We start from the raw sequence: 26,648 nt of genomic DNA, 5'->3' as shown, positions 1-26,648 counted from the left end.
CCGCGGCTCTGGATAAGGTGGAGCCACGATCAGCAACGAACGTGCATCGGCTTCGTCCCTATTCGCGAGTCGGGAGTCGTCCGGCGCCCATTAGCCGAGCCGAGATTCTTAAGCCTCGTTACAGCAGTCGCGCAGGTGCTCCCGGTCGCCTCGCCGACCGGCCTCCAGCAGGGAGGCCGAGGCGGTCCACCCGCGCCCATCGTGGCGCTAGGAAACTAGAGCTCGGGAAGGACCTCGTCGAGCACGGCGAACACCCATCCGGTGAGCTTTCGGACCTGCTTCTGTGCCGCACCCGCGTGGAGGGCACTGCTTCCTGAGGCGTATGTTTCGCGCGTGATTTTCGCGATCGTCTGATCGATGAGGCCGTCGAGCTCCCGAGCTTGCTCCTCGCTGCCCCTCTGCTGCTGCACCGCATAGCGGGTGCGCTCTGCCTGCGATGGATTCGTCTTGTTCCCCTGAGGGATGCCTCTATACCAAGCCTGCGCTCGGACCTCGGAGTCCGGAGCTAGCTTCTGAATAGTGGCACGCATCACCTCACGTACCTCTCCGGCTGGCCCCATGTAGCTTGTCCGCGTCGGATCATTGAGGTCGCGAAGAGCCTGATCGAGCGAGTCCGCTAGCGATGGAGATAGCGCCCGGAGGCGCGCCAAGACATCGACATCACGGGCCGACAGCGCCGCGCGTGCAGGGACGGCAGCTTCTGCCCGCCGAGCGGGACGGCCTAGCTGGCGTGCCTGAGCCTGGAACTCGCGCAACCGCCGAAGGAAGTCCGGTGACGGTTCGCCCCCGCTAGCTGTCATTCTCAGAGTCGTCCTCAGGCTTGAGGACGTACCGGCGCATGCTCCGGAAGATGTCTTCGATCGTCTGAGTGTCCGCGTCAGCGGCGATGTGGATCTCGATGTTGATGTTCACGCCCGACGACACCGACACGGTTGGCGCGGGGGCGAGCGGCGTCGGCACCAAGGGTGCAGTCACGGCTGCCTGACGGACTACAGGAGTCGAGCCATCAGGGGGATTGCCGTCGGCAGCATCTGCGTCGTCCTTCGAGGCAGCGGCACCGGCGAGGTCCACGAAGCGCTTGCCACCGATCTCTCGGAAGAACCCGACGCCGTCGGCACCCTGGAGGATGAGCGACAGCACCTCGTCTGCGCGCTCGGCGGGCACACCCTTCTCCACCAGTACATTCCGCGCGATGGTGTCCGCCGGAAACGCCGCGCCATCGTAGTGGCGGAGAAACTCCCCCACGATGCGTGGTTTGAGCAGGGCTTCTCGCTTGGCGGCGACGTCGTCGCCCTCGCTAGTGGGCCTCACAACGCGCATGCCCAGCGGCGTGAGTCCGATCTCCGCGGCGTTGTACGCGCCGGTCGTGAGACCATATGCCACCGCAGCTCCCGTGACCACGCGGAAGTTGCTCGAACTGGGCGTCACGCCCATGCCATCTGCGACTGACAGTGGGCGGGTGGGCTTATATGCATTGTTGTCGGCAAGAGTCTGGGCGACTCTTACCGCGTCCTCTAGAGAGACGCTCGGAACGTCCTCCTGTCGAACCGCTGGCTTTCGCGTCTTCTTGTTCGACGTCGTACCCGCATTGTCGTCGCTCGAAGCGGCGGCATCGCTCATCTGGTGTCCCATCCTCCACGGCCGAGTGATCGCACACTATCGACGGCTCGTGGGTGGCGCACCACGACGCGCCGCGTTCTGGGTCCAGATCGCGGCTGCCTGACCGTCCGCCAGGGCTGCCTGTTGGTGCCCTGGCGGATAGCGCGGTGTCAGTAGTTGCCGATGCCTTCGCCGCGCAGAAGCTGCTCCACATCGCCCAAGCGATCTCCGTACGGACGCATCCAGCTGTAGGGACTGTTAGCGGGGAACCCGAGCCAAGCCGTGTCGCTGCCGCTCGCTCCCGTGTGCTGACCCATGTGTCCAATCACGTACTCGAGCAGCACCTCCTTCGGAAGGAGCCAGGCGTTGACCTCATATGGACTTAGGGCAAGGCAAAGGCAGAGGTCGTAGTCCTGGTCGCGGATCTGCTGAAACTTGAAGCCGCCGTTGCTCCACAGGGTGGACATCTTGATCTCCACACGATGCCCGTTGATGATTCGGTCTGCGTTGCTGGACGGTGAACGCCGAACGTCCAAACCCTTTGCCACGGCCCACTCCTGCACGAGCAACTCGCCTACAGCGCCCTTGGTGCGCGACGGCACGCGCAGAATCCACTCAAACGGGCTCCCTCGCCAAGGATCGTCGTCCTCGGCGACATAGTTTCGAGCGAGGTCAGCCGCGCTAGCGGCCATTACAGCGAAGTCAGGGTCTTCAGCGGGAGTTAGGTGCACTCTCCGGATTGTGCACGACTGTCACCTTGGAGTCCAATGCGCCGTCATCAAGCCGTCGCTCCATGACCGCGATCGCATCGGGATTGCTGTCTACCAGCACGAATCGTCTTCCGAGTTGGCGTGCGGCCGCGCCAGTGGTTCCGCTGCCGCCGAAGAAGTCCAGCACCCAGTCTCCCTCGTGGCTGCTGGCCTGAATCATGCGGCGGATAATACCGACCGGTTTCTGGGTCGCATAGCCGGTGCGCTCCTTGCTCGCTGGCGGAACAATCGTGTGCCACCACACGTCAGTCGGCAGCTTTCCGAGCGCGACCTTCTCTGGGGTGACCAGTCCGGGCGCCATGTACGGCTCACGGTCCACGTCCTGACCGTTCCAGACGTAGTCGGCGGGGTTCTTCACGTAGACGAGAATGTTGTCGTGCTTTGTGGGCCACTTCGTCTTCGAGCGCGCTCCGTAGTCGTACGCCCAGATGATCTCGTTCAGGAAGCTCTCTCGGCCGAACATCGCGTCGAGCACAACCTTCGCGTAATGCACCTCCCGGTAGTCGAGATGGAGGTACAGCGTTCCGTCTGGTGTGAGTAGCCGCCAAGCTTCCAGCAGCCTCGGTTCCAGGAATGCCCAGTAGTCCGTGAAGGCATCATCGTACGAGTGGAGGGTCCCCTTGACCGTGTCGTAAGTCTGACCCTTGAATCCGACACGCGATCCAGTTGCCGACCGGCTGGTCTTGAGCGACTGCAAGCGCTGCGTGCGTCCAGTGTTGAACGGCGGGTCAATGTAGACAACGCGGAAGCTCGCGTCGGGCAGGGTGCGGATGAACTCCAGGTTGTCGGCCTCCACGATGAGGTCGTCACCATCCGGACGCCATACAGATTCGTACGTCACGCTTTCACTCAAGGTCATGCCGACTACGCTACCTTCCCCCGCCGACCCATCCCGTTGCCGCCGGAGGGGTTTCGGAGGGGTTGGCGTTTCGTGAACATGCAGAAGGCCCGGAACCTCTTGCGAGATTCCGGGCCATTTCTGGTCGGGATGACAGGATTTGAACCTGCGACCCCTTGGAGAGTTCGGGCGTTTTCCGAACCTCACCGGATGTCTTGAGAACCCTCGCATTCCCTTGTGTTGACAGGGAACCGGACGGTTCGAATTCTCCGATTGTATCCGGTCAACTCGGGTCGTCCCTGGGTGATTGAGGTGGCAAGACGGTGGCCCCACTCCCCCGTCGCACCACGGTGAATGTCCGCGCACCTTCCCTGCAGAGAAGGGAGCTCGAGATGAACAGCATCACCACGAAGGCGACAGCCGCCTCGCCCAAGTCGTCGGTCGCACCACCGGCCGGGCGACGCTGGATGACCGTCGTCTTCATGCAGGGCGAGGAAGCCGACACCGTCCTTGACATGATCGACAGGAACGGGCCGGAGGCTGCGATCCACCATCTGTCCCGATCGGACTACGGGGACAAGACGCGGGATGCCGCGTTGGACAACGGATACGTGTACGACGAAGTCCCGGAGAGTCCCACCGACCGCGTTGTCCACGACAACGTCTCCGGTTACGCGCTCATGTACAACTATCAATTCGGGTATGTGTCGCTCCTTCGCCACTTCGATGCTGTGGTCGAGATCAGGAGCGTGTGCGTGGCGCCACCGGAGCAGTTCGGATTCGAGAGACACCGGAGTACACGCCGCCCCAACGAGATCCGACTGTGAGCCTCACAGACAACGGATCCGGACCGGGAGTCACGCATGCACGATCCCTTAGCGGGCAGGGGTCACGGCACGGTTGAGCATCGTCTCAATGAGAGCACGTCGTCGTGGTCGCTTGGACCACATGACTCAGTGGCTCTGATCTTGGAGGATGGAATCGACGACTATGCGGTCGAGGAAGGCCACGATCTGGTCGTGGGTCCATTGCCGGTCATGGCGTAGTTGCACATAGGTGCTGTCGCCGCACAGCATCAGCAGCGCATCGGTGGCAGTCGCTGGGGTCAGGTCAGCGCGGAGCGGCCCTTTCGCGGCGACGGTGTCGATGACCTGTCGGTATCCTGCTTCCTGCATCCGGTCGTGCTTGTCCTGGATCGCCTGGACCTCTGGGTCGGCGAGGGCCGCCGCTTTCAGCACCACGGAGACGAAGGCGGCGCGCTCCAGCAAGGGTGCGGCGCCCCGCACGAAGGCAGTAAGAGCGTCCGCCGCGGTGGCTGCGCTGCGCATCTCCGCCCACCACGCGCTTGCCTCAGGGGGCGTCGCGTCGGTGCCCAGAACGGCGTCGTCGATGACCGCGCTTATCAGCTCTGGCTTGTTGTGGAACACGAAATACACCGTCTGCGGAGCGACCTCGGCTCGCCGCGCGATCGCAGCGATCGTCGCACCGTGGTAGCCCTTCGAGATGAACTCGGATTTGCCGGCATCCAGGATGCGCCGGCGCGTCATCCGTGATTGATCTCGCCGCGCTGGCCCTTTGACAACACTCATGAGGGGAACTATATTGCACTCAAACACTAGAGTACCGCTCTAGTGTGAGACCTCCCGGGGAGGCAGGCATGTTCACCGTCACGACACGGAGCATCATCGCCGCAGAGCCCGACGCGGTATTCCGGTTCGTCGCCGATCAGACCAACGCACCGCGCTGGCAGTCGGGGCTCAAGCAGGTACGTCGGCTGACGGCTGGACCCATCGGCGTTGGAACAGAGCACGAATTCACTCGCACCTTCGCTGGCCGAATTCTCACCAGTCGCAATCGATTCGTACGATTCGAACCTGGGCACCTGGTGGAGTTCGAGGTGCCCGGAGCATGGCTGTCCGGCCGCGCCGCGTACCTCGTCGAGCCGGTCACGGGGGGCACACGGCTGATCAGCACGATGCAGTTCAGCGCCCGTGGGGCATGGCGGGTGCTCGAGCCGTTCTTGCGTCTGTTGCTCGTGCGCGAGACGTCCAAAGACGAGGGCCGACTCGCCGCCATCCTTGCATCGGCCGCAACGCCTGACCCTAGTGTTCCGCGACCGAGGAGGTTCGACCCCGGCGACGGCCGCCCCGGAGCGCGGACAGCAACCTTGAGCATCCTCATTGGCTCACTCCTCGGGGTTACCTGGGCCGCCGGATTCCGGGCCTTCATGGCGGAGATCGCGGGTCCCGATTCCGTATTTGGCTGGTACGCGACCTTCGGCGTCGTGCTCGGCGGCGCAGGCATCGTCGGCGGACTGATGGGCTGGGCCGACCACATTCGCCGCACAGGCGGGCGGCCGCACTGGCGGTGGCTCGCACTCTCGCCCCTTATCCTGGGTCTGCTGCCCCTCACCGTGCCCGGGACGCTCGCGGCACTCGCGCAGGGCATCGGCACCGCGGGGATGGCCGTCGCGCTCATCGCCATCGGCCTCGGCTACACCTTCGGCGGTCTGGGGCGCGCATGGCTCCGCGTCATCGTCGGCGCCATCTCGGCCGGGGCGGCGATCGCTCTCGTTGCTTTCACCCCGCTGATCAGCGACGGGCGCATCTCCTTCAGCGACCCGCGCGGCGCCTGGGCCGGAACACTCGCACTCGGCTCCATCGTCGTGGTCGGACTCGCGACATCCATCCCGTTCAGACCGGTGCTCCCGCTGACCGCATCTGCCGATGCGTCACCGCCCGTTATCAAGGACCGTGCGCCGGAACCAGTGTGATCCACGCAGTCGACTGAAGGAATCGGCCTTGGAAGCTCCTGTGACAGTTCTGCCGCTGGTCACGGTCCTTCGGTTGCGGATCCCCTTGCGGGCAATGCACGCTGAGCGGAGGGCAGCGTGCGTTCGCCTCGTCGCCCCTCGTCGAGTCTCAACGAGGCGTTTGGGGCAGCGGCGTCATTCCGGCGGGCAGGTGCGATCCGCCGTGTCGTCGTAGGTGGGTACGGGGCGGTCCGCGGCCTGCTCGGCCGTCGCAGCAATGCCATTCTCTGCGATGTCGTTGATGAGCCAGTCCATCTCGTGGATCTCGCGCTTCTGCGCTTCGCTGATGTTGACCGCGAGTTGGCAGACGCGATAGTCCTGGATCTGTGCACGCTCTGAGCGGGTGATGGCGAGCGAGTGGTGCGGGATCATTCCCTGCATGAAGGCGGTGTCGTCGACCGTGATCTGGCTGCGGTCGAGGGCGATCCCTCCGCCGATGAGGACCACGCCGGCAATGATGATCGCGATGTTCGCTTTGGTGTTCTTGTACATGTTGAGCATCCAGCCGAGCATGATGAGGACCATCGTGCCTCCCATGGTGAGCGCCATGAAGATGCGGCTTTCGCTGAGGCGGATGTGGCTCCATTCCCAGGAGCCGGCGAACATCACGAAGTACATGATGACGACAGCGGTGAGGATCATCGCGCCGAAGCGGATGTACATGCTGACGGACCCGTTCTTCTGCTGCTTCTCCTGGTGAGTGCCGGAGTGCTCATCGTGGTGGGACATCTGTATCTCTCCTTGTTTCGTGAGGTGGCGAAGGATCGTAGGTGGCGGGGGCTGCTAGGGCGAAGGGGGTGACGGGAGCAGCGTGAGGCCGCTGTCGTCGACGACGAGCAGGTCGCCAGTGTTGGTGATGGCGATCGCTTGGGCTTGACCATGCACGGTTCCTGCTTCGCTCCAGGAGGGGGCTCCGGCGGTAGTCGTCCAGATCTTTCCGCCGCTGCTTACCCCCACGACGCGTTGATGATCCGGTGACACGCCCAGCAGCGCGATGAGCGGCGTATCCGCCCACGGGCCGAACGATGCTGCGCCGTCAGTACTGACCTGTAGCCCGTCGGGTGTCGACGCGATGACTCTGCCGGTGGCGTCCGCGACCAGGTTGAACGCCGATATGGAACCGCCCGTAGGTGTCCAGGTGTCTCCTTCGTCGGTGCTCACCAACACATCCGAGGAGTCGGTGGCAAGCCCGTACACCGTGCCGTCCGGGGCGGTCGCGAGGACGTGGAAGTCCTTTTCTCCCGTGAACGCGACCGGAGTCCAACTACGACCGGTGTCGGTGCTGCGGATGATGCCCAGGTGTGGGGTGCCGAGTTCGGGAGGGGTGGTGCGGCCGGGGTGTCCCGAGGCGAGCAGGATGTCGCCGACGGCGGTGAGGCCCATGGCGTCGAAGCGGGGGCCGTCGACTCGGGGGCCGAGTTTGCCGTCTTCGGTTGCGGTGTAGATGCCGTCGTGCGTACCGATCAGGAACCCCGACCCGGACGGGTCGGCGACGACGTTATGCGCGTGTTCGATCGTGGACGTGGCGTGGTCGTCGCCGGTGGAGGGCGTTTGGGCAGCGCACCCGGCGATGAAGATGAGCGCGGCGACCGCGCCCGCAGCGAGGATGCTGCGACGCGCGTGGTGATGCCGCAGGGTCGATGTCAGAGTGCGATGAAGAAGCATATGGCGTTGCTTTCGGAGTCGGTCGCTTGCGGGTCGGCGCACTGTAACTGCACCGACCCGCGCGCAACGGGTCAGAGGCTCCCGAGCAGCTCCTGCATGGTGGCGATTTCCGCGGTCTGCGTGTCGATGATGGTCTGCGCCATCGCGATCGCGTCCGGGTTCTTCCCGTTGTCGACTTCGTCCTGCGCCATCTCGATGGCGCCTTCGTGGTGCATCGTCATCTGCTCGAGGAACAGCCGCGACGCCTCCGCGCCGGTAGCCGCATCGAGGGCCGCCATGTCGTCGTTACTCATCATGCCGCCGCCGTGGTCCATGCCTTCCATGGTGCCGGTGTCGCTGTCGGCGCCCCATTCGTCCAGCCACTCTTTCAGCTGGTCGATCTCGGGCTGCTGCGCGGCCTTGATCTCGGACGCCAGGGCAAGAACGGCCGGGTCGATGCCTTCCTTGTCCAGGATCATGTCGGACATCTCGACGGCCTGTTCGTGGTGCGGGATCATCATCTGCGCGAACATCACATCCGCGTCGTTGAAGTCCGCTGTGGCTGCGGACGAGGGGGACGGGGCGGAGCTGTTGCCGTGGTCCATGCCGGGCATGGACTCTGAGCCTGTGCCGCCGGCGCAGCCGGCGAGGGTGAGTGCGGCGGCGAGGGTGAGTGCGGCGGTTGCGGTGGTACGGATCTTCATCAGGGTTCTCCAATACAGGGGTACGTGAAAGCAGCGCCGGTCAGGGTGACGGGCGTGCGGGTGCGGGAGCCGGACACGAGGGGTCGGCTCGGGCGCATCACGTACGGCTGAGGCAGAGAACGGTGAGTGAAGGTGGACGGAGCGCCGGCCTGGTGAACAGTGCCGTCAGGACCGAGGGTTTCGGTCGCGGGAGGATCGACAACCATCGCGTGACCGCGCCGGGCCGCATCAGCAACAGCACGGTCGCCAGAAGTGCCAGCACGCACGCCATCGCGAGCATGTCGGAGTGTCCGCTGCCGCACTCCGCGCACGGCTCGTCGGTTGCCGTATGCCCCGTGTGGTGGTCGGTGGCATCGGTTGGGGCGGCGGAGGTGACTGTGGTCGAGTGTCCCGCTTCTGTCGCGGTGTGGGCGTTGAGGGAGTGCATGGCCAGCAGGCCCACGATGACCGCGCCGGTGACCGCGATGAGCAGCAGCAGCGTGCGGGCCACAGACCGGCCGGTGCGAAGCCGGTCCGTCAGTGCGATCAGCGACATGTCACCTCCCTCCCTTCCACGGTACGTCACACCCGTCAGCGTCGGATGACCGCGTCGGGGCTGAGATCCAGCCGGCGCAGCAGCTGGGCGTTGAGGGCAACGACGATCGTGGACAGGGACATGAGGATCGCGCCCACCGACATCGGCAGCACGAAACCGATCGGGGCGAGGACGCCGGCGGCCAGGGGCACCGAGATGAGGTTGTACCCGGCAGCCCACCACAGGTTCTGCTTCATCTTCCGGTAGCTCGCGCGGGACAACTCGATCACAGACAGCACCGAGCGGGGGTCGTCGCTGGCCAGGATCACCCCCGCCGAGGCGATCGCGACATCCGTGCCGGCGCCGATGGCGATACCGACATCGGCCTGCGCGAGAGCGGGCGCGTCGTTCACACCATCGCCGACCATCGCGACCTTGCGTCCCTCGTCCTGCAGCTGCTTCACCTTGGACGCCTTATCCTCCGGCCTCACACCGGCGAAGAACCGGTCGATGCCCAGTTCAGCAGCCACCGATGCGGCGACAGCATCGGCGTCACCGGTGATCATCACGACCTGCACGTCACCGGCGTGCAGGGCGTCGATAGCCTGCCGGGACTCGGGGCGGATCTCATCGGCCAGCCGCAGCGCACCGGCGACCTTCCCGTCGATGAGGACATGCAGGATGATCGCCCCCTCCTCACGCCAGGTGTCAGCGATGGGCAGCTCCTGCGTGTCGGTCTGCTCGAGCAAGTACGGGCCACCGACCTGCACCACCTGGCCGTCGACCGTCGCGCGCACCCCAACCGCGGGTGACGACTCGAAATCCGTCGAACCCGGCACGGACAGACTCTTCTCCCCCGCAGCGGCGACGATGGCTCGGGCCAACGGGTGCTCGGAATCGGCCTCCGCGGCGGCCGCGAGGGCCATCAGCCGGTCGGCGTCGATCCCGTCTACCGATTCGATAGCGGTGACGGCGGGCGCGCCCTTGGTGAGGGTGCCGGTCTTGTCGAACAGCACCGTGTTCACGGTGCGCATGCTCTCCAAGGCCAGACGGTCCTTGATCAGCACCCCGCCGCGGGCGGCCCGCTCGGTGGCGATGGACACCACCAGCGGGATTGCCAGGCCGAGAGCGTGGGGGCAGGCGATCACCAGCACGGTGATGGTGCGGATCACCGCGTCATCAGGAAGCCCAACCAGGGTCCACACCACGGCGGTGATCGCTGCGGCGGTCAGCGCGAACCAGAACAGCCACCCGGCCGCACGATCGGCGAGGCGCTGCGCCTTCGACGAAGAGTTCTGCGCCTCGGTGACCAGGCGTTGGATGCCGGCGAGGGCGGTGTCCTCCCCGACCGCGCTGATCTCGACACGGATGCCGGAGTCGGTGGCAACGGTGCCGGCCACGACCGCATTCCCGCCGCTTCGGCGGACAGGCTTGGACTCGCCGGTGATCATCGACTCGTCCATGCTCGCCGAACCCTGCACCACCCGACCGTCAGCCGGAACTCGTCCACCCGGGCGCACCACAACGACGTCGCCGACCTGCAGATCCGCGGGCGCAACCGTGACGGTGGTGTCCCCGTCCACCTTCTCCGCCTCGTCCGGGAGGAGAGCGGCAAGAGAATCCAGGGCGGAGGTGGTCTGCGCGAGCGAGCGCATCTCGATCCAGTGCCCCAGGAGCATGATGACGATCAGCAGCGCCAGCTCCCACCAGAAGTCCAGCTCGTGATCCAGCAACCCGAGGCTCGCGCCCCAAGACGCCACGAACGCGACGGTGATCGCCAACCCGATCAGCAGCATCATGCCGGGCTTACGGGCACGCAGTTCGCTGACCGCGCCGGTCAGGAACGGGGCACCACCCCACACGTACATGACAGTGCCGAGAACCGGTGAAATCCAGCCCACCCATGCCCCGTCGGGCAGCGGGTACCCGAGCAGCATCGAGAACATGCCCGAGAACGCCACCACCGGGACGGCGAGAATCAGATTGATCCAAAACAATCGACGGAAGCGTGCGACATGGTCCGCACCATGCCCGGCGTGCCCACCATGGCCACCGTGCTGCATCCCCTCGTGGACGCCGCCGTGTCTCTCATCGGTGCTGTGCTGCGCGGATGTGCGGTGTGCGTGGTGGTCGCCAGCGGTCTCGGACTCTGCGACCGTCGCTCGGGCGCCCTGAGCGGCGTCGTCATCGCCTGCGCTGGTCGGCGTGGAGCGGTGATGTGCGTCGTGGTCGTGCTGGCTCATGACGAGCGTCCTTCCACTGTTCGCATTCGACGGATGCGGGTCATCCCGGTGAGGTCGAGCTCGTCATCGAAGGTGCTCATGACGGGCTGCTGGCCAAGGCGTAACCAGCCTCCGCCACCGCCGCCTCCACAGCGGTAGCAGGGATCGGCGTCGAGCTGCGGATAGTCACCCGCGACGCACCGCCCGCGTTCAAGTCAACCGACACACCCTCTACCCCGTCGATCGCGGATAACTCCTCGGTGACGCTCGACACGCAGTGCGAGCAGGTCATCCCCGTCACCAGCACCTCGGACGTCACCGCCGCCGTGACCTCACCCACGGTCTCGGGCGTCGATGCGATCGCGCAGCACGCACAGCCGGCGCCAGCGTCCCTCAAGCCCAGGTCGTTGCGGTTCTCAGTGTTCATCATCGTCTCCTCATAGTGCGTGGGCAGGCGGGCTAGGAACGGACCAGACGGGCGATTGCATCGTTGGCTTCGCGGATCTTCTGTTCCGCGACGGCACCACCCTCGGCGCTTGCTTCGGCAACGCAGTGTGAGAGATGGTCACCCAGCAGTGACAGCGCGACAGACTCGAGTGCCTTCGTCGCCGCGGAGACCTGCGTGAGGACGTCGATGCAGTACTTGTCCTCCTCCACCATCCGCGCGATCCCACGAACCTGACCCTCCGCGCGTCGCAGCCGCTTCAGCAGGTCATCCTTGCTCGCCGTGTAGCCGTTCATGGCACGTACCATACCCCCCTATGGTATCCAGGACAACCCTTGTCGCATCGTCGCGTCCTCGCCGAGATGCTCAACAAACCTGGAGTTTGCCGCAGAACAATGACGGGGCCTACCGCGGGTTCGATCAAGCACTCAACCCTCGGGACAGACACGAACCCAGTGCCGTCCGGAGCGCCTCAGGAGCGACGTTGGCCTCCCAGCCGTGAGGCGCAGGGGATGTCTCGCAAAGCACGACAGTTGAGTGGGCGGCAACCAAATCCCGTGAGTCCGAACGGGTTCTTCGTGTCGCCTGCGGTGTGAAGGGCGATCCTCACGCGGGCACGGTGAGGGAGAGGGGCCCTTCCCACGCATCTCAAGATGCGCGGGCCGCCTTTGCGTGTGGCGAGTCGGTGACGTGCCTGGTCAGGCTGGTGCCCACGTGGAGTTCGGACAGGGAGGAGGTCGCGGTGAGTGAAGGCATGAAGGACTACCTGCGCAACGGGCTCAGCGCTGGCTGTTCAGCCAGGCCTCATAGTCCGCGGCCGCCGCCATCATGTCGTCCTGCGTAACGAAGCCCCAGTCAGCGAGCAGGATCGGTCGGTCGTACTCGTAGCCGCGCGTACACAGCACGTCGTCGTGCCAGTCCTCGTTCATGGTCGGGTCCCAGTAGCAGGACCAGCGCTCTGGCATGGGCGGGGAATCCGGAATCGGTGCTTCGACCGGCTCGGCAGGAGCGACCGGCTCAAATGAACGGGGGGACTTGTCCGGCGACTGCGTGATCGCGACAAAGTCCATCACCCACTCGATGGGGCGGAATCCGATGAACCATCCGACGCCGAGGAAGAATCCGATGACCAGGACGCCGCCGAAGAACGTGCCGACGCCGCTCTTTACCTTGTCCCATCCGCTATCTGCCACTGCCGCCCCCGTTTCGGCATGAGCATAGTCGCCCTTAAGCACGAATGACCTCCTCCCGTAGCAGGAGGAGGTCACGGTCGTACTCAGTCGATGCCAGCCGCGTCGCGGCAATTCCCCTCGGCGCGGGAGGTGTCGGATGAGCGGTGGAAGCCGATCATCCTGGCCACGTCGCAGAAGCAGCGGAAGATCCTCGGTGCCCGCAAGCTCTGGCTGAGGTTGCGTCGCGACGGGCACGACATCGCCCGCTGCATGGTCGAACGCCGCATGCGGGAGCTGGGGATCGCCGGCGTGGTCCGCGGGAAACGCAAACGCCCCGCCGACACCGCCCGTGGACGGTTCCCGTGCGCGCGAAGGCAGTTCGATCGGATCGCGATCTAGGCCGGTCAGCGGTACTGAGGACGGTCTCGGCCAACGGCCGACTCGTCTATCCGAACCATCCCGAGTTCCGGAAGACGTGAGATGCGCTCCTCGCCAAGGTCTCTGACTTCGGCCATCACAGCATTCCGTGCGGTTGCCATCCGCGCATCGATGTCTGCCAACTGCACCTCGCACATCTTCGACACCTGCAACGCACGCTTGCGCGATAGCCGCGCGAAACTCGAGTGCTGCGAACCGGCGCCCTGGACCGTGAATCCTCCGTCAGAGCTGTCGGCGATGATGGCGAAGATCGCGGCTTGCTCGAAAGCGTTAGCCGAATGTGCGATGAACTTGTTGCGAATGTCGATCAAGAACCGGTGTGCTTCGAGATCGGAGTCGTCGTATATGTCGGGGGTCGCGCGGGCAGCGTGACGCCGGCCTTTCGCAAACGCGCGACCGTACATCGTCAGCGCCGAGATCCAGAACGACTGGTTGGGCGAATCCGGTTCAACTTCGTCTTGTGCGAGCTCCGCGAAGTGACGGAGAAACTGACGAGCCATCTCGAAGTCCCGTTGCAGGCTCGCCAGATCCGCGAGTAGTTCACAGGCAGGACCACCAGGCACCCGCACCGCACGCTGGTTCGGAGCCAATCCCATCAGTCGACGAACGCGTTCTCGACCGTCCTCAGCGCTGATGTCGCCTTTCACGTTTGTACGGTACCCGGTCCTTCAGCGCACCGATTCGTCGGCTGAGCGGCCGAGCCCTCCGCCGCGAGGGAGTCGTCCGGCAGCGGGCCCCCCGTCGGACGCTGACGAGGGGCGCGAGCGAACAAGCCAGCGCGGCCTGATGCGGACCTGCTGATACGGCGACGCCTTTAGCGGCGTTCCGGCCGCGTGAGGGCCGCCAACCACTCCTTCTGGTGCGCGGTCACATAGCGCCCTGCGGCACTCCAGTGCTCGCCGTGCCCGCCGGTGAACATGGAGGCCCAGGGTTCGTTCCCGGCGGCATGCGATGAGCGCAGCAAGTCATACATTGCCGCCGTGCGCTGAGTCATGGCCATCGGCAGGTCAGCGCGGAGGGCCGGACCCGCGCGATACCCGTCGACGAAAGCCCGGAGGTCGCGCGCCGATTCCCACACAGACCGGGTGGTGTCGTTGAGAGCAAAGGCTTGCGCTGCATAGGCCAGGTCCCAAAGTCGAGTGCTGGGAGCCGATGCATCCCAGTCGATGAACACCCAGCGTTCACCGATAATGAGGTTCCACGGCGCGAGATCGTTGTGACAGACCAGGTCGTCGCCCGGTGCGGCGATTGCGGTGTCCCAGACGTCGTCTGGATCCGGAGTGAAGTTCTGGCTCGCGTCGTGGATCTGTCGCACCATCGACCCGACGCGTTGGAGCTCAGCGCGCGAGAGGCGGCGGCCGTCGATGGCCAACCGGCCGGGAACGAACTCGAGAACCTGGCGTCCTTCATCATCCCGCCCGAGCGGAGCGGCTGCATCGACGCCGGCAACGCGAAGGGCATCCACGAATCTCTGCACGCTAGGCGTCGAAGCCGTCCACGGCTTCCGCACCGTGTCGCCCACCCGCACCACCGCGCCGCTCGCGTTCCCGCCCGCCAACTCCTCCTCGACCACTCGTTGAGGCTATCCCGGGCGAGGCAGAGCCGAACGTTGCCCGGTCGGCCTACGCTCCGTTCGCCTCCCCAAGCCATCGATCGACGGCCGCGAGCTCGCTGCGGATCTTGTGTCGCTCTTCCGGGGTGAAGCGTCTGACTTGCATTGCCAGGACCGCATCAGCTGCGATCGGACTCAGTCCGAATGCTCCCTGTACGGCATTTCGCAGCTCGCCGGCGTCGCCCTCGATAGTGGAGCAGATCGCAACGAGTTCTCCGAGTCGATCCAGGACCTCGAGGTACGCCGCGAGGATTTCGCGGCGACCCAGCGCATTTCGTCGGTCGTCATCCACGTCGCCACCATACCGACGGGAGCGCGATTTCCACTTGCCGAACATCCCGTCGTGGACGGTGCGGTAGCCGGTCGTCGCAAGTGCGGATGCGATGCGCCTACCGGTTCGCGACTTTCGCCCTATAATTTGACCCGCAAGACCCGTGCAAACACATGAACTTTGAGCGGGCGACATTCGAACCCGCGACTGCCGGCTGACGTCGTCGCGTCCGCGGTTCGGTCTCAGCCGACCGTCATCGTTTCGTTCGAGGCCACTCCCGCGCCGCGGTAGCGACGCTCGAGCGCCCGGACGCGGACCAGCCGAACGAGGGTCATCGGCCCGTTCGCCACGAACTTCAGCGCGTTCCAAAGGCACACCAGGACAAGCAGGTTGATCCATCCTGGCGCTCCGCCGGCGACCCACTGCGCGAGGGCAGCGGCGATCACGATGTAGACGACCGCGAGGAGCATCGCAGGCACGCCCCACTTGAGCCCGCGCCGGGTGTGGGTGGCGCGGATGAGGATGTTCGTCGGCATGGTCCGCTGGAGGAACGTGTAGACGCGGCTCACGAAGGCCATCAGCAGTTGAAACATCGGCCAGGCCCCTCCTTCAGGGGTGGGCATGCAATTGCGCTCAGGGTACGCCCGCCCCTCGCGCGGGTGTAGACCACGAGCTACAGAGTGTGGACAGCCCAGCTGCGACTGGGCGCGCTCACGCTGTGCAGGAGCATCCGTCCGCGACAGCCAGATCGCGCGATCCCGCGCCAAGGCTGCGGCCGCGGCATCCATTCGCTGGTTCGGCGACGTAGCGGGAGAACCGAGCGCGTCATCTTCGAACACGCCGTACCGGTCACGGTACGCGGCAACGATGCGCACCTGATGCCGCCAAGCACCCGCTCGCGCCGGACCGGCGGGGACGCGCCCGAGCGAAGCGATCCACCTCTCCCCCGACGTCAACGCGGATTCGACTAGCACCGATGCGCGCTCCTCGATGAGATGTGCCCGTTCGTCGAGGGCACGCCGCATCTCGGCATCCATCTCTCCCATCGCCGCCGGGATGAGGCCGGCGATGAGCCGCCCCTCGCTCCCCCGCGAGCTGCCGCTCAATGGCTGAGCGAGGACTCGCTCGAGGCGCTCGTGGAGCACGGCCGCGGCATCCTGAGCATCTTCGAATCCACGCGCGGCGACGATCCGCGGAAGCAGCGTCCCAACGCTGTAACCGACCGCCTCCGCGCGTCGAAGGCCCGCTGTCAGGGCGCCGAAAGCGTCCGAGGTAATCGCCGCTTCGGCCAGTTCAGCTGGCAGTCCGCACACCCGAATGAGACTCGTCCACCGTGCCCGCTGGGCGGACGCCGCGATCGTGTCGTACTCGGCCGCGAGCTGCGCGATCGATCCCCAGGTCTCCTGCTCGACGGCGATCGTCTCGTGTGCCGATAGCTCGGCGCCGACATGCCCGAGCACGCCCGCGAGGACGGCCCGGGCTGTGGCATCGGGACGTTCACCGGGATACCGCGCGGAGTGATTGTCGTCCGGGCGGGTCACAACCACGTACGCCGTGTTCGACTCTCTCCCCCGCGTCATCGCGACGTACAGGTTCTCACGTGTCGTTCCTGGCTCGATGACGGCATGCGCGGTGTCGGTCGTGATCCCTTGCGCCCGGTAGGCGGTCACGGCGTAGCCGAGGTCGACGTTCTCCGCGACGTATCCGACCGGCAGGCTGATCGGTCGAGCACCGGCGCGGTCGGTGTTTCGCACGCGTAGCGAGCCGTCGCGACGGACCGCGACGACCTTCCATCGTGCGCCGTTGCGAACCCAGTCAGGGCCTGATCGCAGGCGACGGTCGTTCTTGCGCGTGATGACAACATCACCGACGGATGCTGCGGACTCATCCCGCAGGGATGCTTCGGCCGTGGCATCCACAGCGCCGGCGAGGATCAGCTCGGCGCGCGCCCGTCGGTTGAGGGTTGCGACCGCTTCACCGGTTTCCGCGACGAGCACGGACGACGTGCCGGCGACCATGTCGTGGAGCCAAGAACTGTAGGCCGCGTCGGCCATCGCGTCGGCGTCGCCACCAACGATCCGGTCGTGCGCGCCGTACGTGTCGAGGGCTTGCAGTCGCCCGTAGCGCAGGTCGAGGGATGCCTCCTTCTCCCACGCATTGCGGAAGCGGTGCACGTCGGCGAGCTCAGGGGCATCTGGGCGTGCTTCGACGAGCATCCGGAACGAACCGCCGGCGTCGACCGACTGCAGCTGCGCCCAGTCACCCACCAGGAGCACTTTCGCGCCCGCCCGCGTCGCCAGCGTGCTGATGCGATCGAGCGTGAGGGTGCCAGCAAGGGATGCCTCGTCGATGATGACGAGCTGTGATGCGCGCGCCGCTACGCGGCCATGGCTATGCTCGTGCAACCACTTGGCGGTGTTCTCGGTTGTGATCCCGAGGTCGTCGGAGAGTTCGCGCGCGGCAGCTGCCGACGGTGCGAGACCGATGACCGAGCCGCGGCCGTGCTCGTGCTCCCATGCAAGGCGGAGCGCGTGCATCGCGGTTGTCTTGCCCGCACCGGCTGGGCCGATCAGCACGTCGAGCGAGCGCGCTGACGTCGCGATCGAGTGGAGGGCCGTGCGCTGATCATCCCCGAGGACGATCCCGCGATTGCGGCGCGCCCGCTCCGCGCGCTCGAGAGTTGCAGCGCTGACCACCGGCGCATCGGTCGCGTGCGATGCGGCGAGCAGTCGCTCCTCCGCGTCGAGCAGCGCAATCGATGAGTAGCGCGCGGAGTTGCGCGGACGGAAGACGCTCGTCTCATCAGCACGCCGAAACTCAGCGGGAGAGACCGCGAACTCAGGTGGCGAGAGGCGTGTGGAGCGCTGCTCCGCAGCATCCGTGATCATACCCACGATCGCCTCGCGGTCCTCGGTCGCAGCGAAGCGCCACCCCATCGTCTGACGCGCGGCTTCCGCGTAGAGGTTCCAGCGCGTCCAAGTCGAGCGACGCTCGCTCGCGGCTTCGACGACACGCTGTTCGAGCTGGTTCAGGATGCCGCGCTCGATATCTTCGACACGCAACGGCCGTGGAGTGTCATCGTGATTCACCGCTTTGCGCGCCCAGGCGGTCGCATCGCGGCCGAGCAGTCGGCTCGCGCGCGTGCGCCACTCGTGCGTGAGATCGGCGAGCGATCGAAGTTGCTTCTCGGGACGGGTCGCGAGCGTTGCCTGCTGACGAAGCCGAATGATCGTCACCTTCGACGGCGCCCGACCGTGCGCCGCGATGTACTCGTCGATGAGCCGGTCCTTCTCGATGTCGATGTGACGCGAGCGAGACGAGAACTCGGCGACGAGGTGCTCGGGAACAGTAGCGATCGCCCAGACCGAGTTGCGATCGGCTTCGCGCTCGCGGTGTTCCCACCGGACGCCGAGCGCACGCGACAGGTGGTCGGCAAACACAGCGGCGTGCAGCTCGGACAGCGCAACCGTCGCCGCGTGCAGAGGGCGCCCGTCGAGCGAGCGCCACTTGCCGTCGAACACTGTTTGGACCTTGTTGCTCACCACGACGTGCGTGTGCAGCTGCGGATCGCCCACGCGCGAGTCGAAGTGGTCAAAGGCTGCAGCGACGAGCCCAGCGACCTCGACCTGGGCCACTGCACCGTCGCGGCCTGCTTCTCCGGCTCGGGTCACGGCGAGTTTGCTCTTCATGAAGGCGAGAACGTCGTCGATCGCCTTGTGGTGCGCGGCGGCGATTGTGGCCTGGGTGTTGGCGTCGGCGACTGCCCAGAGGACCGATGCTGACTTGGGGAGCGAGAAGGTGAAGTCATAGCCGGCGACCGCGCGTCGGCGAGTCGGCGGTGAAGTGTGTGCGTTCGGAGGCTCGACGCCGGCCTCGGATGCCGCGTACTCAGGATATGCCCGGCCGAGCGCGGCGCCCGTGCCGGGATCGCGACCCATTCCAAGGAGCAGCTCGAGCTGAGCTTCAGACACCCGCGACCCCGCGCCGATTCTGCCGACTGCCAGCGCCGGAAGTCCGCTCCCGAGCCAGCGGCCGGGCGGCGTGCCGGCCTCGGCGTAGTAGCGGGTCAGCGGTGTGGAGAGCGGCCGTTCGCCGTCGGCCGCAGCCACGGTGCGGAGGAGGTACTTGTATCCATTCCCCGCGCTCATCACCCGCATCGACACCGACACCCGTCACCGCCCCTCTGCTGTCAGAGAGGTGGTCGAGCCAGGCCCGTACAGCGGGCTCGCCCTCGATCTGCAAGACGTGTGGGCTGATCGCCGACAAGCCCGGGGCCGCAAAGGTGTGTCTGGATTGGTGAGGCGGAGTGTTAGCTTCACAACATGAGGGACAGCCGACCAGCGGATACGGGGACGACCCTGAAACATCGCGTCGTGCGGACCATCACGGACAGTGGGGGCGGCGGGACAAGCGGATCTTCACCAAGCCGTGACCAGGGCCGGTATTTCTTCGGAGACATCGAAGAGTCACATCGCGCGTACAGCGTCTCGTGGGAACACATCCCAGCGCAGTAGGAGCATTACTGCGCGACGGCAGTCACGACGTCCCAAGCGCCGGACGACGCCCGCTGCCCGCTACGTCCGACTCGTTTCGTGGCACTGCAGCCGCGTTTGTCGTCAGAGTCCGAAGGCACCGCCGCTGATGAGGATGAAGACGCCCAGGCCGATCAGCACGATGGGGAACAGGATGTGTTCCCAGCGTTCGAGGAGCTCCGCGATCGGCTTGCGGGTCGTGATGAACTTGGCCAGGCCGACCAGCACGGCGACCAAAGCCAGGAACACGATGCAGTACGCGATCGTGGCGGCTGTGCCCACATTGAGAAAGACGGGGACGTAGACCCCGATGTTGTCGCCACCGTTGGCGAAGGTCACTCCGGCAACGGACCACACGGCGACTTTCTTGCCCTCGAACTTCGCGTCGTCATCGTCGTCATCATGCCGATCGCGCCAGGCCTGCCATGCCGCCCATAAACCCAATCCCAGGGGAATGAGCCCGAAGTAGGGGATGACCCCTGGGGGCAGGAACGCCCCGGCGCCGAGTGCAACCAGGACGGAGGCAGCCAAGATGCCGGCGAACCCGAGGTACTGTCCGAACAGGATGCGGGCTGTGGTCCCGCGCTGGCCGGCGCCGCGGGCGAAGAAGAGCGAGAGCACGATGATGTCATCGATGTTCGTCGCCATGAACAGACCGATTGCCTGAAGGATCGACGAGAGAATCATGCGCCCACCCCCGGGCAACCGCATCCCGCGGACCTCATGTCAGACCACCATGCGTCGGCGACATTCGTGCGAACTTGGTGCTCGAGACCCATCATCCCCCGTCGCCGGTGTGCTGGGAGCCTCGGAGGTAGAGCAGGAGGCCGAGGGCTACGCCGACGCCGAGGATGACGTCGGCGATGTTGCCGATGAACAGGTTGCCGTAGGCGAGGAAGTCGGTGACGTGGCCGCGGCCGAATCCAGGTGGGGCGAACAGCCGGTCCAGGAGGTTGCCGACCGCGCCGCCCCAGAGCAGCCCGATCACGACCGCCCATCGTGCGGTGCGCGCGCGCGTCGCGGCGATGAGCAGTACCACAGATGCGACCGTCGCGATGACGGTGAGCAGCCAGGTCGAACCGGAACCGAGCGACATCACGGTGCCGGGGTTGAACGCGAGCTGCAAGCCGAGCCAGTCTCCCAGGAGTGGGATGCGCTCTCGTTCGGTGAGCTGCGCGAGTGCAAGTGCTTTGGAGCCTTGGTCGATCAGCACTGCTGCAACTGCGACAGCACACGCGAGAAGGAGCAGCCGGGCCCGACCGCGCTGGGCCGCTGGGCCGGGGGACCTCATTTTGACGGCGTTTTCGTTTCCCGGGGTCAGAGCGGGGCCGTTTGCCGGAGCGGTCATACGTTCGTGCGCCGCGCCGCGCGGAGCCCGTTGAGGATGACGATGACCTCCGCGACCTCGTGCACGAGGACGACGGCGGCAAGACCGAGGATTCCGGTGATCGCCAGCGGCAGCAGCACCACGATGATCGCGATCGAAAGCACGACGTTCTGGTTGATGATGCTGCGGCCGCGGCGTGCGTGAGCGAGGGCCTGCGGGATCAGGCGAAGATCGTGGCCGGTGAACGCGACGTCTGCGGATTCGATCGCGGCATCCGCGCCCTTGACGCCCATCGCGATCCCGAGGTCGGCGGCCGCGAGAGCGGGGGCGTCGTTGATGCCGTCGCCGATCATGGCGGTGGGCTGCGTCTTGGAGAGCTCGGCGACGGCCGAGGCCTTGTCCTCCGGGCGCAGCTCGGCGCGCACGTCACTGATGCCGGCCTGTGCAGCCAGCGCGGCAGCGGTGCGCGCGTTGTCACCCGTGAGCATCGTCACCCCGACTCCGCGGCGCGTCAGTGTCGCGATGAACTCGGGAACCTCGGGACGTAGCTCATCCCGCACCCCGATTGCGCCGGCCGGGGCGTTTTCGCGGTGGACGATCACCACCGTCATCCCTTCGGATTCCATCGCGTGCACCTGCTCGGCCAACGTCCCGGCGTCCAGCCAGCGCGGGCTGCCGACCGCGACCCGAACGCCGTCCAGTGTGCCCGTGATGCCGTGCCCGGCCGACTCGGTGACGTTCTGCGCAACGGTGGCGGCGGGCACCGCGTTGGTGATCGCTGCGGCGAGGGGATGGGTGCTGTGAGCTTCCAGGCTCGCCGCCCACGTGAGAATTTCGGTCTCGCTCGCACCGGTGGTGACCACGCGGGCGACGGTGGGCTCGTTGCGGGTGAGGGTGCCCGTCTTATCGACGGCGAGGTGACGGATGCCGCCGAACCTCTCGAACGCGGCCCCGGACTTCACGACCACGCCGAACTTCGACGCCGCGCCGATTGCGGACACGACCGTGACGGGCACGGCGATTGCCAGAGCGCACGGCGAGGCGGCGACGAGCACGACTAGGGCGCGGGTGATCCAGAGTTCGGGGTCGCCACTCAGCAGCGACCCGAGCACGCCCACCAGCACGGCGAGGATCATCACGCCGGGAACGAGGGGACGGGCAATCCGGTCGGCCAAACGGGCGCGGTCGCCCTTTTCCGCCTGCGCCTTCTCGACGAGTTCGACGATCGTGGTGAGCGAGTTGTCGGTGCCGGCGGCGGTGGCCTCGACCTCGAGGACGCCCGTCGTGTTGATCGACCCGGCCGACACGTCGGTGCCGGGGTCGACCTCGACCGGGATGGACTCGCCGGTGATCGCGGACGTGTCCAGGCTGCTCCGTCCGACGCGGACGGTTCCGTCGGTGGCGATCCGTTCACCCGGCCGGACCACGAGGACGTCGCCGACGCGCAGTTCCTTCGCCTCGACCTCCGTCGTGACGTCACCCCTCTTGACGAGTGCGGTATCGGGCACGAGCTTCAGCAGCGCCCGCAGCCCTGCACGGGCGCGGTCCATGGCCCTGTCTTCTAGCGCCTCCGCGATGGAGTACAGGAACGCCAACGCGGCCGCCTCCTCGACGAAGCCGAGGATCACCGCCCCGGTCGCGCTGATCGTCATCAGAAGGCCGATGCCGAGCTTGCCCTTGGTGAAGAGCTTGCGCAGCGCTCCGGGTACGAAGGTGTACGCCCCCAGCAGCAGACCGATCCAGAACAGCACCAGCCCCGCGGTCTCCGCGCCGGTCCACTCGCAGACCAGGCCAGCTGCGAACGCGACGCCGGACGCGATCGGGATCAGAACGCCCGGGCTCCGGTACCACGGCCGGTCATCGTCATCATCGTCGTCATCAAGGTCGGAGTTCTCGACCTGTGAACCCGTGACAGCGCTCATGCTCGTGCCGCCCCTGCCACGCATCCCTCGACGCCGCAGTCGGGATCCAGACACGGCACACTGTCGTCGACAGCGAGAGTCACGTCCACCAGCGCCGTCAACGCGCGCGCCAAGTGCGGGTCAGCCACCTCGTAGCGGGTCTGCCGGCCCTCGGGCTCGCCGACCACGATCCCGCAGCCACGCAGACACGTCAGATGATTGGACACATTCGAACGCGACAGCCCCAACTCCCTGGACAGCACCGCAGGGTAACTCGGTCCCGACAGGAGCGCCAGGAGAATGCGAGAGCGAGTCGGATCGGCCATCGCCCGCCCGAGTCGATTCATCACGTCGAGACGATCCGCAATAGTCAGCATCCGATGACTATACATCCACCGATGTATAGTCCTGTACTGGGCCACACGAGGTGCGGAGGATCACACATCGGAGGATCATGGCAGTGTGCATCTCGTTGTCCTTCACATCGACGACTGCCCCAGCTGGGTCGAAGCCGGCAGACGCTTGCAGGACGCTTTGCGCGCCTGCGGCTTCCACGAGACTGAGATTGTTTACCGACGGGTCAATGGTCCGGAGGATGCTGAGCGCGTGCTGTTCGCTGGGTCACCCACGATCCTTCGAGACGGTGAGGATCTGTTTCCTGGCAATGGTAGAACATCCAATCTTGCATGCCGGGTCTACGCCACACCAACAGGCCCGGCGGGACTGCCCACAACTGAACAGCTCATTGATGCGATCGACTCCCGTGAACGATGACACGACCGTCGAGTGCTCCTGTTGCGGAAGAGTTCTGCCGCGACGCAAGGTGCATGCGCTGAATGGCGGCGCTGGCTTCGTATGCCGTCGATGCGGCCTCTGGATCGCACTCCGACTCCGCGATGATGCGCCGCAGTAGACGGCTGCAGTGTTCGAACACGCTCCGCGAACGGAAGTCCTAGGCGGGAGCGGACTTTTCACACCCCGGGCAGATGCTCGAGGTGCCCGATAGCTTCCTCGAGCAATTCGGAGACGTGGTCGTCGAAGAGCGAGTAGTGGATGTGCCGGCCGTCGCGCGTGCCAATGACCAGGCTCAGATGCCGCAGCAGCCGCAGATGGTTCGATGTGGTCGTCTGGCCGATGCGCAGCTGTTCGCTGAGGTCGGTCACGGTACTCGGCTGAACACTCAGCGCGCTCAGAATGCGCAGCCGCACAGGCGAGGCCAGCGCCTGCATGATCTCGGCGAGACGCTCAGCATCCGCCACGGACAAGGAGCTCGCTTCCCGACGCGTCTCAGTACCGGCCATGCTCACCATTGTGCCCTCCGATCACGATAATCATTCACAAGTACAACATATCATGATCTTATGATGTATCTTGTTGACATGACTGCTTCCTCTCCGACGACTACCGCGCCCGCTGCGGAGACGCACAACCATTCCCACGGTTCGGCCCGATGGGAGCTGTGGTTCGCGATCGCCGCGGGCGTGACCTACGCCGGCGGAATGATCGCCGAGTTTGCGTTGGGGCTGCCGATGGTTGGGTGGCCGTTGGTGTTCTTCCTCGCCACCTACTTCTTCGGTGGGTTCTTCACGTTCCGCACCGCGATCGCCTCGACAATGCGAGGGAAGTTCGAGGTCGACTTCCTCATGCTGGTGGCCGCGATCGGCGCCGCGCTCATCGGCCGGTGGGCGGAAGGGGCGGTGCTGCTGTTCCTGTTCAGCCTCGGCCACGCGCTCGAGGAGTACGCCCTCAGCCGTGCCAGCAAGTCCATCGAATCGCTCGCCGAGCTCGCCCCCCGCAGCGCCCTGGTGCGCCGCGGCGGGGACGAGCCGGTAGAGGTGCCGGTGGAGGAGATCGTCGTCGGCGACATCGTCGTCATCCGCCCGAACTCCCGCATCCCCTCCGACGGGTTCGTGATCTCCGGGGTGTCCGCGGTGGATCAGTCCGCGGTCACCGGGGAGTCGATCCCGGTGGAAAAGGAGCCGGTCGCCGACCCGGAGCGGGCGATGCGCACCGTCGACACCCTGCCCGCCGCCAACCGCGTGTTCGCCGGCACCGTGAACGGGTCCGGCGTGCTCGAGGTCGAGGTCACCGCGACCTCCGCGGACTCGACGCTCAGCAAGGTCGTCGAGCTCGTCCGCTCCGCCGACCAGGCCGCCTCCCCCACACAGCAGTTCATCGACCGGTTCCAGCGTTGGTACGTGCCCGCCGTGATCCTCGGGGTCGCCGTCACGCTCCTGATCTCCTGGCTCGCGTTCGCGCAACCGTTCCCCGACGCGTTCTACCTCGCCATGACGGTGCTTGTCGCCGCCAGCCCCTGCGCTCTCGCGATCGCGACACCGGCTGCGGTGCTGGCGGGTGTAGCCCGTGCTGCGCGTGCCGGCGTGCTCGTCAAGGGCGGCGCGCCGCTCGAGACGCTCGGACGGGTCAAGGCGATGGCGTTCGACAAGACCGGCACCCTGACCTGGGGTGCCCCCCGGGTGACGTCCGTCACGCCTGCCACCGACGTTCCAGAGACGGAGCTGATCCGCACTCTGGTCGCCGTCGAAGCGCTCAGCGATCACCCGCTGGCCGAGGCGATCGTCCGCGACCTCGAGCCCCGTGTCCCCCCGGCCGAGCGTCTCACCGCGACAGACCTGAACGCGGTCGTCGGCCGGGGCGTTACGGCGACGATCGACGGCGAGCGGGTCGATGTCGGCAACCTGCGCATGTTCGACGAGCAACAGCTCACGCTTACCGGCGGTCTCGCCGACGCGTACACGGAGGCGCGGGACTCCGGGCAGACGCTGATGATCGTCCGCCGAGGTGAACGATTCCTTGGCATCGTAGGAGTGATGGATGCCTCACGTGCCGAGTCCGCTCAGGTACTCAGCGCACTCCGGGCTGCGAACGTGGGGCAGCTCGTGATGATCTCCGGAGACAACCAGCGCGTCGCGGATGCGGTCGGCCGGGAAGTCGGCGTCGACACGGCAATCGGCGAACTCCTCCCTGAGGACAAGGTCGCCGAGATCACCCGCCTTGCTGAATCCCACCGACCGATTGCGATGGTCGGCGACGGCGTCAACGACGCCCCCGCCATGGCTCGCGCCGACGTAGGCATCGCGATGGGTGCGGCGGGCTCGACCGTCGCACTGGAAACCTGCGACATCGCCCTGATGAGTGACGACCTCGGCCGCGTCCCGTTCGCCCTTCGACTCAGCCGCGCGACCAGCCGCATCATCCGGCAGAACCTCATTGCCAGCCTCGCGATCGTCGCCTTCCTCATCCTCGCCACCTTCCTGGGACTGAACATCGGCGCCGTCGTGCTGATCCACGAGGGCTCCACCCTGATCGTCGTGGCCAACGCACTTCGCCTGCTCAACTTCGAGCGGGACAAGGAGCACCATGGCATCGACCACGAGGACAGGCCGAACGCTTGAGCGGCTATCTTTCGGCGGACACGACCCAGCAGGAATGAACGGTCCCGGTCGTCGCCGCTGCGACGGTCGGGATCGTTTCAACGAAGGCCCGCGTGGTCGCCTCCGACGCCGGATACTCAACCACCCGCCAGCCCACGATGCCGAAGTCCTCGTCCAACGCCTGGACAGCGCACGCGAACGCAACTCCGGCGGGTGGGGTGGCCTGAAAGGACACGGTCAGGGTCCGTGCATCGACCACCTCGAAGCCCGTCTCGTCGAATCCGACTTCGTCGAGTGAGTTGGAAATGGTCAGCCACGAAAGAGCGATTACGGAAAATACCGCCGCGCCCGCGACAACGGTCCAGAATACGCGGCGGCGGACGGGGCGCCGAGAACGACCGTAGCGCTCGTCGAGCTCCTTCTTCGTCGTCATGGGGGGTCTCCTTGGACGG

General features: G+C 66.0%; 27 protein-coding genes. 4 read left to right on the top strand and 23 right to left on the bottom strand.

All coding sequences use genetic code 11. The features are described from left to right. Nucleotides 1-215: 215 nt before the first annotated feature. From ACFUTX_RS05235 to ACFUTX_RS05220, 4 genes are all read right to left on the bottom strand, one after another. The gene (locus tag ACFUTX_RS05235) at nucleotides 216-800 is read right to left on the bottom strand and encodes a hypothetical protein (protein ID WP_378861157.1); all 585 of its coding nucleotides are present in this window, start codon (nucleotides 798-800) and stop codon (nucleotides 216-218) included. After that, entirely contained in the window at nucleotides 790-1,620 is an 831-nt protein-coding gene (locus ACFUTX_RS05230) for a hypothetical protein (protein ID WP_378861155.1), read from the bottom strand. Before ACFUTX_RS05230 ends, ACFUTX_RS05235 begins: the two co-directional genes overlap by 11 nt. A gap of 149 nt (nucleotides 1,621-1,769) precedes the next feature. Continuing rightward, a complete protein-coding gene (locus ACFUTX_RS05225; protein ID WP_378861153.1) occupies nucleotides 1,770-2,201 on the bottom strand; it encodes a hypothetical protein in 432 nt (143 codons plus the stop codon). Nucleotides 2,202-2,310: 109 nt separating this feature from the next. Continuing rightward, nucleotides 2,311-3,228, bottom strand: coding sequence for a DNA-methyltransferase (locus tag ACFUTX_RS05220; protein ID WP_378861151.1), 918 nt, complete (start codon nucleotides 3,226-3,228; stop codon nucleotides 2,311-2,313). A 371-nt stretch (nucleotides 3,229-3,599) separates the two neighbouring features. On the opposite strand from ACFUTX_RS05220, the gene ACFUTX_RS05215 reads away from it, so the two are divergent. Continuing rightward, on the top strand, nucleotides 3,600-4,034 hold the full coding sequence (locus ACFUTX_RS05215; RefSeq protein ID WP_375992626.1) for a hypothetical protein: 435 nt from the start codon (nucleotides 3,600-3,602) through the stop codon (nucleotides 4,032-4,034). A gap of 126 nt (nucleotides 4,035-4,160) precedes the next feature. On the opposite strand, the gene ACFUTX_RS05210 is transcribed toward ACFUTX_RS05215, so the two are convergent. After that, nucleotides 4,161-4,754: a TetR/AcrR family transcriptional regulator gene (locus tag ACFUTX_RS05210; protein ID WP_375992629.1), complete on the bottom strand. Its 594-nt coding sequence runs from the start codon at nucleotides 4,752-4,754 to the stop codon at nucleotides 4,161-4,163. Between the two features lie 110 nt (nucleotides 4,755-4,864). Here ACFUTX_RS05210 and ACFUTX_RS05205 point away from each other — a divergent pair, with 110 nt between their 5' ends. Then, nucleotides 4,865-5,980 (top strand): SRPBCC family protein, encoded by a 1,116-nt coding sequence (locus ACFUTX_RS05205; RefSeq protein ID WP_375992632.1) that lies wholly within the window; start codon nucleotides 4,865-4,867, stop codon nucleotides 5,978-5,980. A gap of 174 nt (nucleotides 5,981-6,154) precedes the next feature. Here ACFUTX_RS05205 and ACFUTX_RS05200 read toward each other — a convergent pair whose 3' ends face one another. The 8 genes from ACFUTX_RS05200 to ACFUTX_RS05165 all read right to left on the bottom strand — a co-directional run bounded on the left by ACFUTX_RS05200 (nucleotide 6,155) and on the right by ACFUTX_RS05165 (nucleotide 12,783). Next, nucleotides 6,155-6,748, bottom strand: a complete 594-nt coding sequence (locus ACFUTX_RS05200; RefSeq protein WP_274646457.1) for a DUF305 domain-containing protein — start codon at nucleotides 6,746-6,748, stop codon at nucleotides 6,155-6,157. A gap of 54 nt (nucleotides 6,749-6,802) precedes the next feature. Further along, entirely contained in the window at nucleotides 6,803-7,684 is an 882-nt protein-coding gene (locus ACFUTX_RS05195; RefSeq protein ID WP_378861148.1) for a F510_1955 family glycosylhydrolase, read from the bottom strand. Nucleotides 7,685-7,755: 71 nt separating this feature from the next. Then, on the bottom strand, nucleotides 7,756-8,367 hold the full coding sequence (locus tag ACFUTX_RS05190; RefSeq protein ID WP_274646455.1) for a DUF305 domain-containing protein: 612 nt from the start codon (nucleotides 8,365-8,367) through the stop codon (nucleotides 7,756-7,758). A gap of 97 nt (nucleotides 8,368-8,464) precedes the next feature. Then, on the bottom strand, nucleotides 8,465-8,902 hold the full coding sequence (locus ACFUTX_RS05185) for a DUF6153 family protein (RefSeq protein WP_274646454.1): 438 nt from the start codon (nucleotides 8,900-8,902) through the stop codon (nucleotides 8,465-8,467). A gap of 35 nt (nucleotides 8,903-8,937) precedes the next feature. Next, nucleotides 8,938-11,124: a heavy metal translocating P-type ATPase gene (locus tag ACFUTX_RS05180; RefSeq protein ID WP_378722225.1), complete on the bottom strand. Its 2,187-nt coding sequence runs from the start codon at nucleotides 11,122-11,124 to the stop codon at nucleotides 8,938-8,940. Between the two features lie 76 nt (nucleotides 11,125-11,200). Then, the gene (locus tag ACFUTX_RS05175) at nucleotides 11,201-11,530 is read right to left on the bottom strand and encodes a cation transporter (protein ID WP_318353150.1); all 330 of its coding nucleotides are present in this window, start codon (nucleotides 11,528-11,530) and stop codon (nucleotides 11,201-11,203) included. Nucleotides 11,531-11,562: 32 nt separating this feature from the next. Continuing rightward, nucleotides 11,563-11,844 carry a metal-sensitive transcriptional regulator gene (locus ACFUTX_RS05170; protein ID WP_318353149.1) on the bottom strand — a complete coding sequence of 94 codons (282 nt, stop codon included), beginning with the start codon at nucleotides 11,842-11,844 and terminating at the stop codon, nucleotides 11,563-11,565. A 483-nt stretch (nucleotides 11,845-12,327) separates the two neighbouring features. After that, complete coding sequence (locus ACFUTX_RS05165) at nucleotides 12,328-12,783, bottom strand: hypothetical protein (RefSeq protein ID WP_378861146.1); 456 nt, start codon at nucleotides 12,781-12,783, stop codon at nucleotides 12,328-12,330. A gap of 48 nt (nucleotides 12,784-12,831) precedes the next feature. Here ACFUTX_RS05165 and ACFUTX_RS05160 point away from each other — a divergent pair, with 48 nt between their 5' ends. Beyond that, on the top strand, nucleotides 12,832-13,119 hold the full coding sequence (locus ACFUTX_RS05160) for an IS3 family transposase (protein WP_378861144.1): 288 nt from the start codon (nucleotides 12,832-12,834) through the stop codon (nucleotides 13,117-13,119). Nucleotides 13,120-13,124: 5 nt separating this feature from the next. Here ACFUTX_RS05160 and ACFUTX_RS05155 read toward each other — a convergent pair whose 3' ends face one another. The 9 genes from ACFUTX_RS05155 to ACFUTX_RS05115 form a co-directional block, all read right to left on the bottom strand. Next, complete coding sequence (locus tag ACFUTX_RS05155) at nucleotides 13,125-13,805, bottom strand: hypothetical protein (RefSeq protein ID WP_378861142.1); 681 nt, start codon at nucleotides 13,803-13,805, stop codon at nucleotides 13,125-13,127. A gap of 167 nt (nucleotides 13,806-13,972) precedes the next feature. Next, nucleotides 13,973-14,731 carry a phosphotransferase gene (locus tag ACFUTX_RS05150; RefSeq protein WP_378861140.1) on the bottom strand — a complete coding sequence of 253 codons (759 nt, stop codon included), beginning with the start codon at nucleotides 14,729-14,731 and terminating at the stop codon, nucleotides 13,973-13,975. Between the two features lie 49 nt (nucleotides 14,732-14,780). Beyond that, a complete protein-coding gene (locus tag ACFUTX_RS05145; RefSeq protein ID WP_121057221.1) occupies nucleotides 14,781-15,062 on the bottom strand; it encodes a hypothetical protein in 282 nt (93 codons plus the stop codon). 221 nt (nucleotides 15,063-15,283) lie between these two features. Beyond that, the gene (mobF, locus tag ACFUTX_RS05140) at nucleotides 15,284-19,189 is read right to left on the bottom strand and encodes a MobF family relaxase (RefSeq protein WP_378861138.1); all 3,906 of its coding nucleotides are present in this window, start codon (nucleotides 19,187-19,189) and stop codon (nucleotides 15,284-15,286) included. Nucleotides 19,190-19,657: 468 nt separating this feature from the next. Beyond that, complete coding sequence (locus tag ACFUTX_RS05135; RefSeq protein WP_375992647.1) at nucleotides 19,658-20,260, bottom strand: cadmium resistance transporter; 603 nt, start codon at nucleotides 20,258-20,260, stop codon at nucleotides 19,658-19,660. A gap of 91 nt (nucleotides 20,261-20,351) precedes the next feature. Then, a complete protein-coding gene (locus tag ACFUTX_RS05130) occupies nucleotides 20,352-20,786 on the bottom strand; it encodes a signal peptidase II (RefSeq protein WP_375992649.1) in 435 nt (144 codons plus the stop codon). A 131-nt stretch (nucleotides 20,787-20,917) separates the two neighbouring features. Next, nucleotides 20,918-22,822 (bottom strand): heavy metal translocating P-type ATPase, encoded by a 1,905-nt coding sequence (locus ACFUTX_RS05125; RefSeq protein ID WP_378861135.1) that lies wholly within the window; start codon nucleotides 22,820-22,822, stop codon nucleotides 20,918-20,920. Beyond that, complete coding sequence (locus tag ACFUTX_RS05120) at nucleotides 22,819-23,178, bottom strand: ArsR/SmtB family transcription factor (RefSeq protein WP_378861133.1); 360 nt, start codon at nucleotides 23,176-23,178, stop codon at nucleotides 22,819-22,821. The genes ACFUTX_RS05125 and ACFUTX_RS05120 overlap by 4 nt, the downstream gene beginning before the upstream one ends. 594 nt (nucleotides 23,179-23,772) lie before the next feature. Further along, nucleotides 23,773-24,102, bottom strand: a complete 330-nt coding sequence (locus ACFUTX_RS05115; protein WP_378861131.1) for an ArsR/SmtB family transcription factor — start codon at nucleotides 24,100-24,102, stop codon at nucleotides 23,773-23,775. A gap of 78 nt (nucleotides 24,103-24,180) precedes the next feature. On the opposite strand from ACFUTX_RS05115, the gene ACFUTX_RS05110 reads away from it, so the two are divergent. Next, nucleotides 24,181-26,217 (top strand): heavy metal translocating P-type ATPase, encoded by a 2,037-nt coding sequence (locus ACFUTX_RS05110; protein WP_375992659.1) that lies wholly within the window; start codon nucleotides 24,181-24,183, stop codon nucleotides 26,215-26,217. Nucleotides 26,218-26,221: 4 nt separating this feature from the next. Here the strand turns inward: ACFUTX_RS05110 and ACFUTX_RS05105 are convergent, their stop codons facing one another. Next, nucleotides 26,222-26,629 carry a DUF4307 domain-containing protein gene (locus tag ACFUTX_RS05105; protein WP_375992661.1) on the bottom strand — a complete coding sequence of 136 codons (408 nt, stop codon included), beginning with the start codon at nucleotides 26,627-26,629 and terminating at the stop codon, nucleotides 26,222-26,224. Between the last annotated feature and the right edge of the window lie 19 nt (nucleotides 26,630-26,648).

The organism is Microbacterium sp. NPDC057407, assembly GCF_042803895.1.
GTDB lineage: Bacteria > Actinomycetota > Actinomycetes > Actinomycetales > Microbacteriaceae > Microbacterium.
This window is presented reverse-complemented; position numbering and strand designations above follow the sequence as displayed.

Coding starts and splice junctions, on each gene's coding strand:
- ACFUTX_RS05195 (WP_378861148.1), bottom strand. CDS start 7,684: ATGCTTCTTCATCGCACTCTGACATCGACCCTGCGGCATCACCACGCG.
- ACFUTX_RS05180 (WP_378722225.1), bottom strand. CDS start 11,124: ATGAGCCAGCACGACCACGACGCACATCACCGCTCCACGCCGACCAGC.
- ACFUTX_RS05105 (WP_375992661.1), bottom strand. CDS start 26,629: ATGACGACGAAGAAGGAGCTCGACGAGCGCTACGGTCGTTCTCGGCGC.
- ACFUTX_RS05210 (WP_375992629.1), bottom strand. CDS start 4,754: ATGACGCGCCGGCGCATCCTGGATGCCGGCAAATCCGAGTTCATCTCG.
- ACFUTX_RS05120 (WP_378861133.1), bottom strand. CDS start 23,178: ATGCTGACTATTGCGGATCGTCTCGACGTGATGAATCGACTCGGGCGG.
- ACFUTX_RS05190 (WP_274646455.1), bottom strand. CDS start 8,367: ATGAAGATCCGTACCACCGCAACCGCCGCACTCACCCTCGCCGCCGCA.
- ACFUTX_RS05160 (WP_378861144.1), top strand. CDS start 12,832: ATGCCAGCCGCGTCGCGGCAATTCCCCTCGGCGCGGGAGGTGTCGGAT.
- ACFUTX_RS05170 (WP_318353149.1), bottom strand. CDS start 11,844: ATGAACGGCTACACGGCGAGCAAGGATGACCTGCTGAAGCGGCTGCGA.
- ACFUTX_RS05115 (WP_378861131.1), bottom strand. CDS start 24,102: ATGGCCGGTACTGAGACGCGTCGGGAAGCGAGCTCCTTGTCCGTGGCG.
- ACFUTX_RS05200 (WP_274646457.1), bottom strand. CDS start 6,748: ATGTCCCACCACGATGAGCACTCCGGCACTCACCAGGAGAAGCAGCAG.
- ACFUTX_RS05185 (WP_274646454.1), bottom strand. CDS start 8,902: ATGTCGCTGATCGCACTGACGGACCGGCTTCGCACCGGCCGGTCTGTG.
- ACFUTX_RS05110 (WP_375992659.1), top strand. CDS start 24,181: ATGACTGCTTCCTCTCCGACGACTACCGCGCCCGCTGCGGAGACGCAC.
- ACFUTX_RS05175 (WP_318353150.1), bottom strand. CDS start 11,530: ATGAACACTGAGAACCGCAACGACCTGGGCTTGAGGGACGCTGGCGCC.
- ACFUTX_RS05125 (WP_378861135.1), bottom strand. CDS start 22,822: ATGAGCGCTGTCACGGGTTCACAGGTCGAGAACTCCGACCTTGATGAC.
- ACFUTX_RS05235 (WP_378861157.1), bottom strand. CDS start 800: ATGACAGCTAGCGGGGGCGAACCGTCACCGGACTTCCTTCGGCGGTTG.
- ACFUTX_RS05215 (WP_375992626.1), top strand. CDS start 3,600: ATGAACAGCATCACCACGAAGGCGACAGCCGCCTCGCCCAAGTCGTCG.
- ACFUTX_RS05205 (WP_375992632.1), top strand. CDS start 4,865: ATGTTCACCGTCACGACACGGAGCATCATCGCCGCAGAGCCCGACGCG.
- ACFUTX_RS05220 (WP_378861151.1), bottom strand. CDS start 3,228: ATGACCTTGAGTGAAAGCGTGACGTACGAATCTGTATGGCGTCCGGAT.
- ACFUTX_RS05230 (WP_378861155.1), bottom strand. CDS start 1,620: ATGAGCGATGCCGCCGCTTCGAGCGACGACAATGCGGGTACGACGTCG.
- mobF (WP_378861138.1), bottom strand. CDS start 19,189: ATGAGCGCGGGGAATGGATACAAGTACCTCCTCCGCACCGTGGCTGCG.
- ACFUTX_RS05135 (WP_375992647.1), bottom strand. CDS start 20,260: ATGATTCTCTCGTCGATCCTTCAGGCAATCGGTCTGTTCATGGCGACG.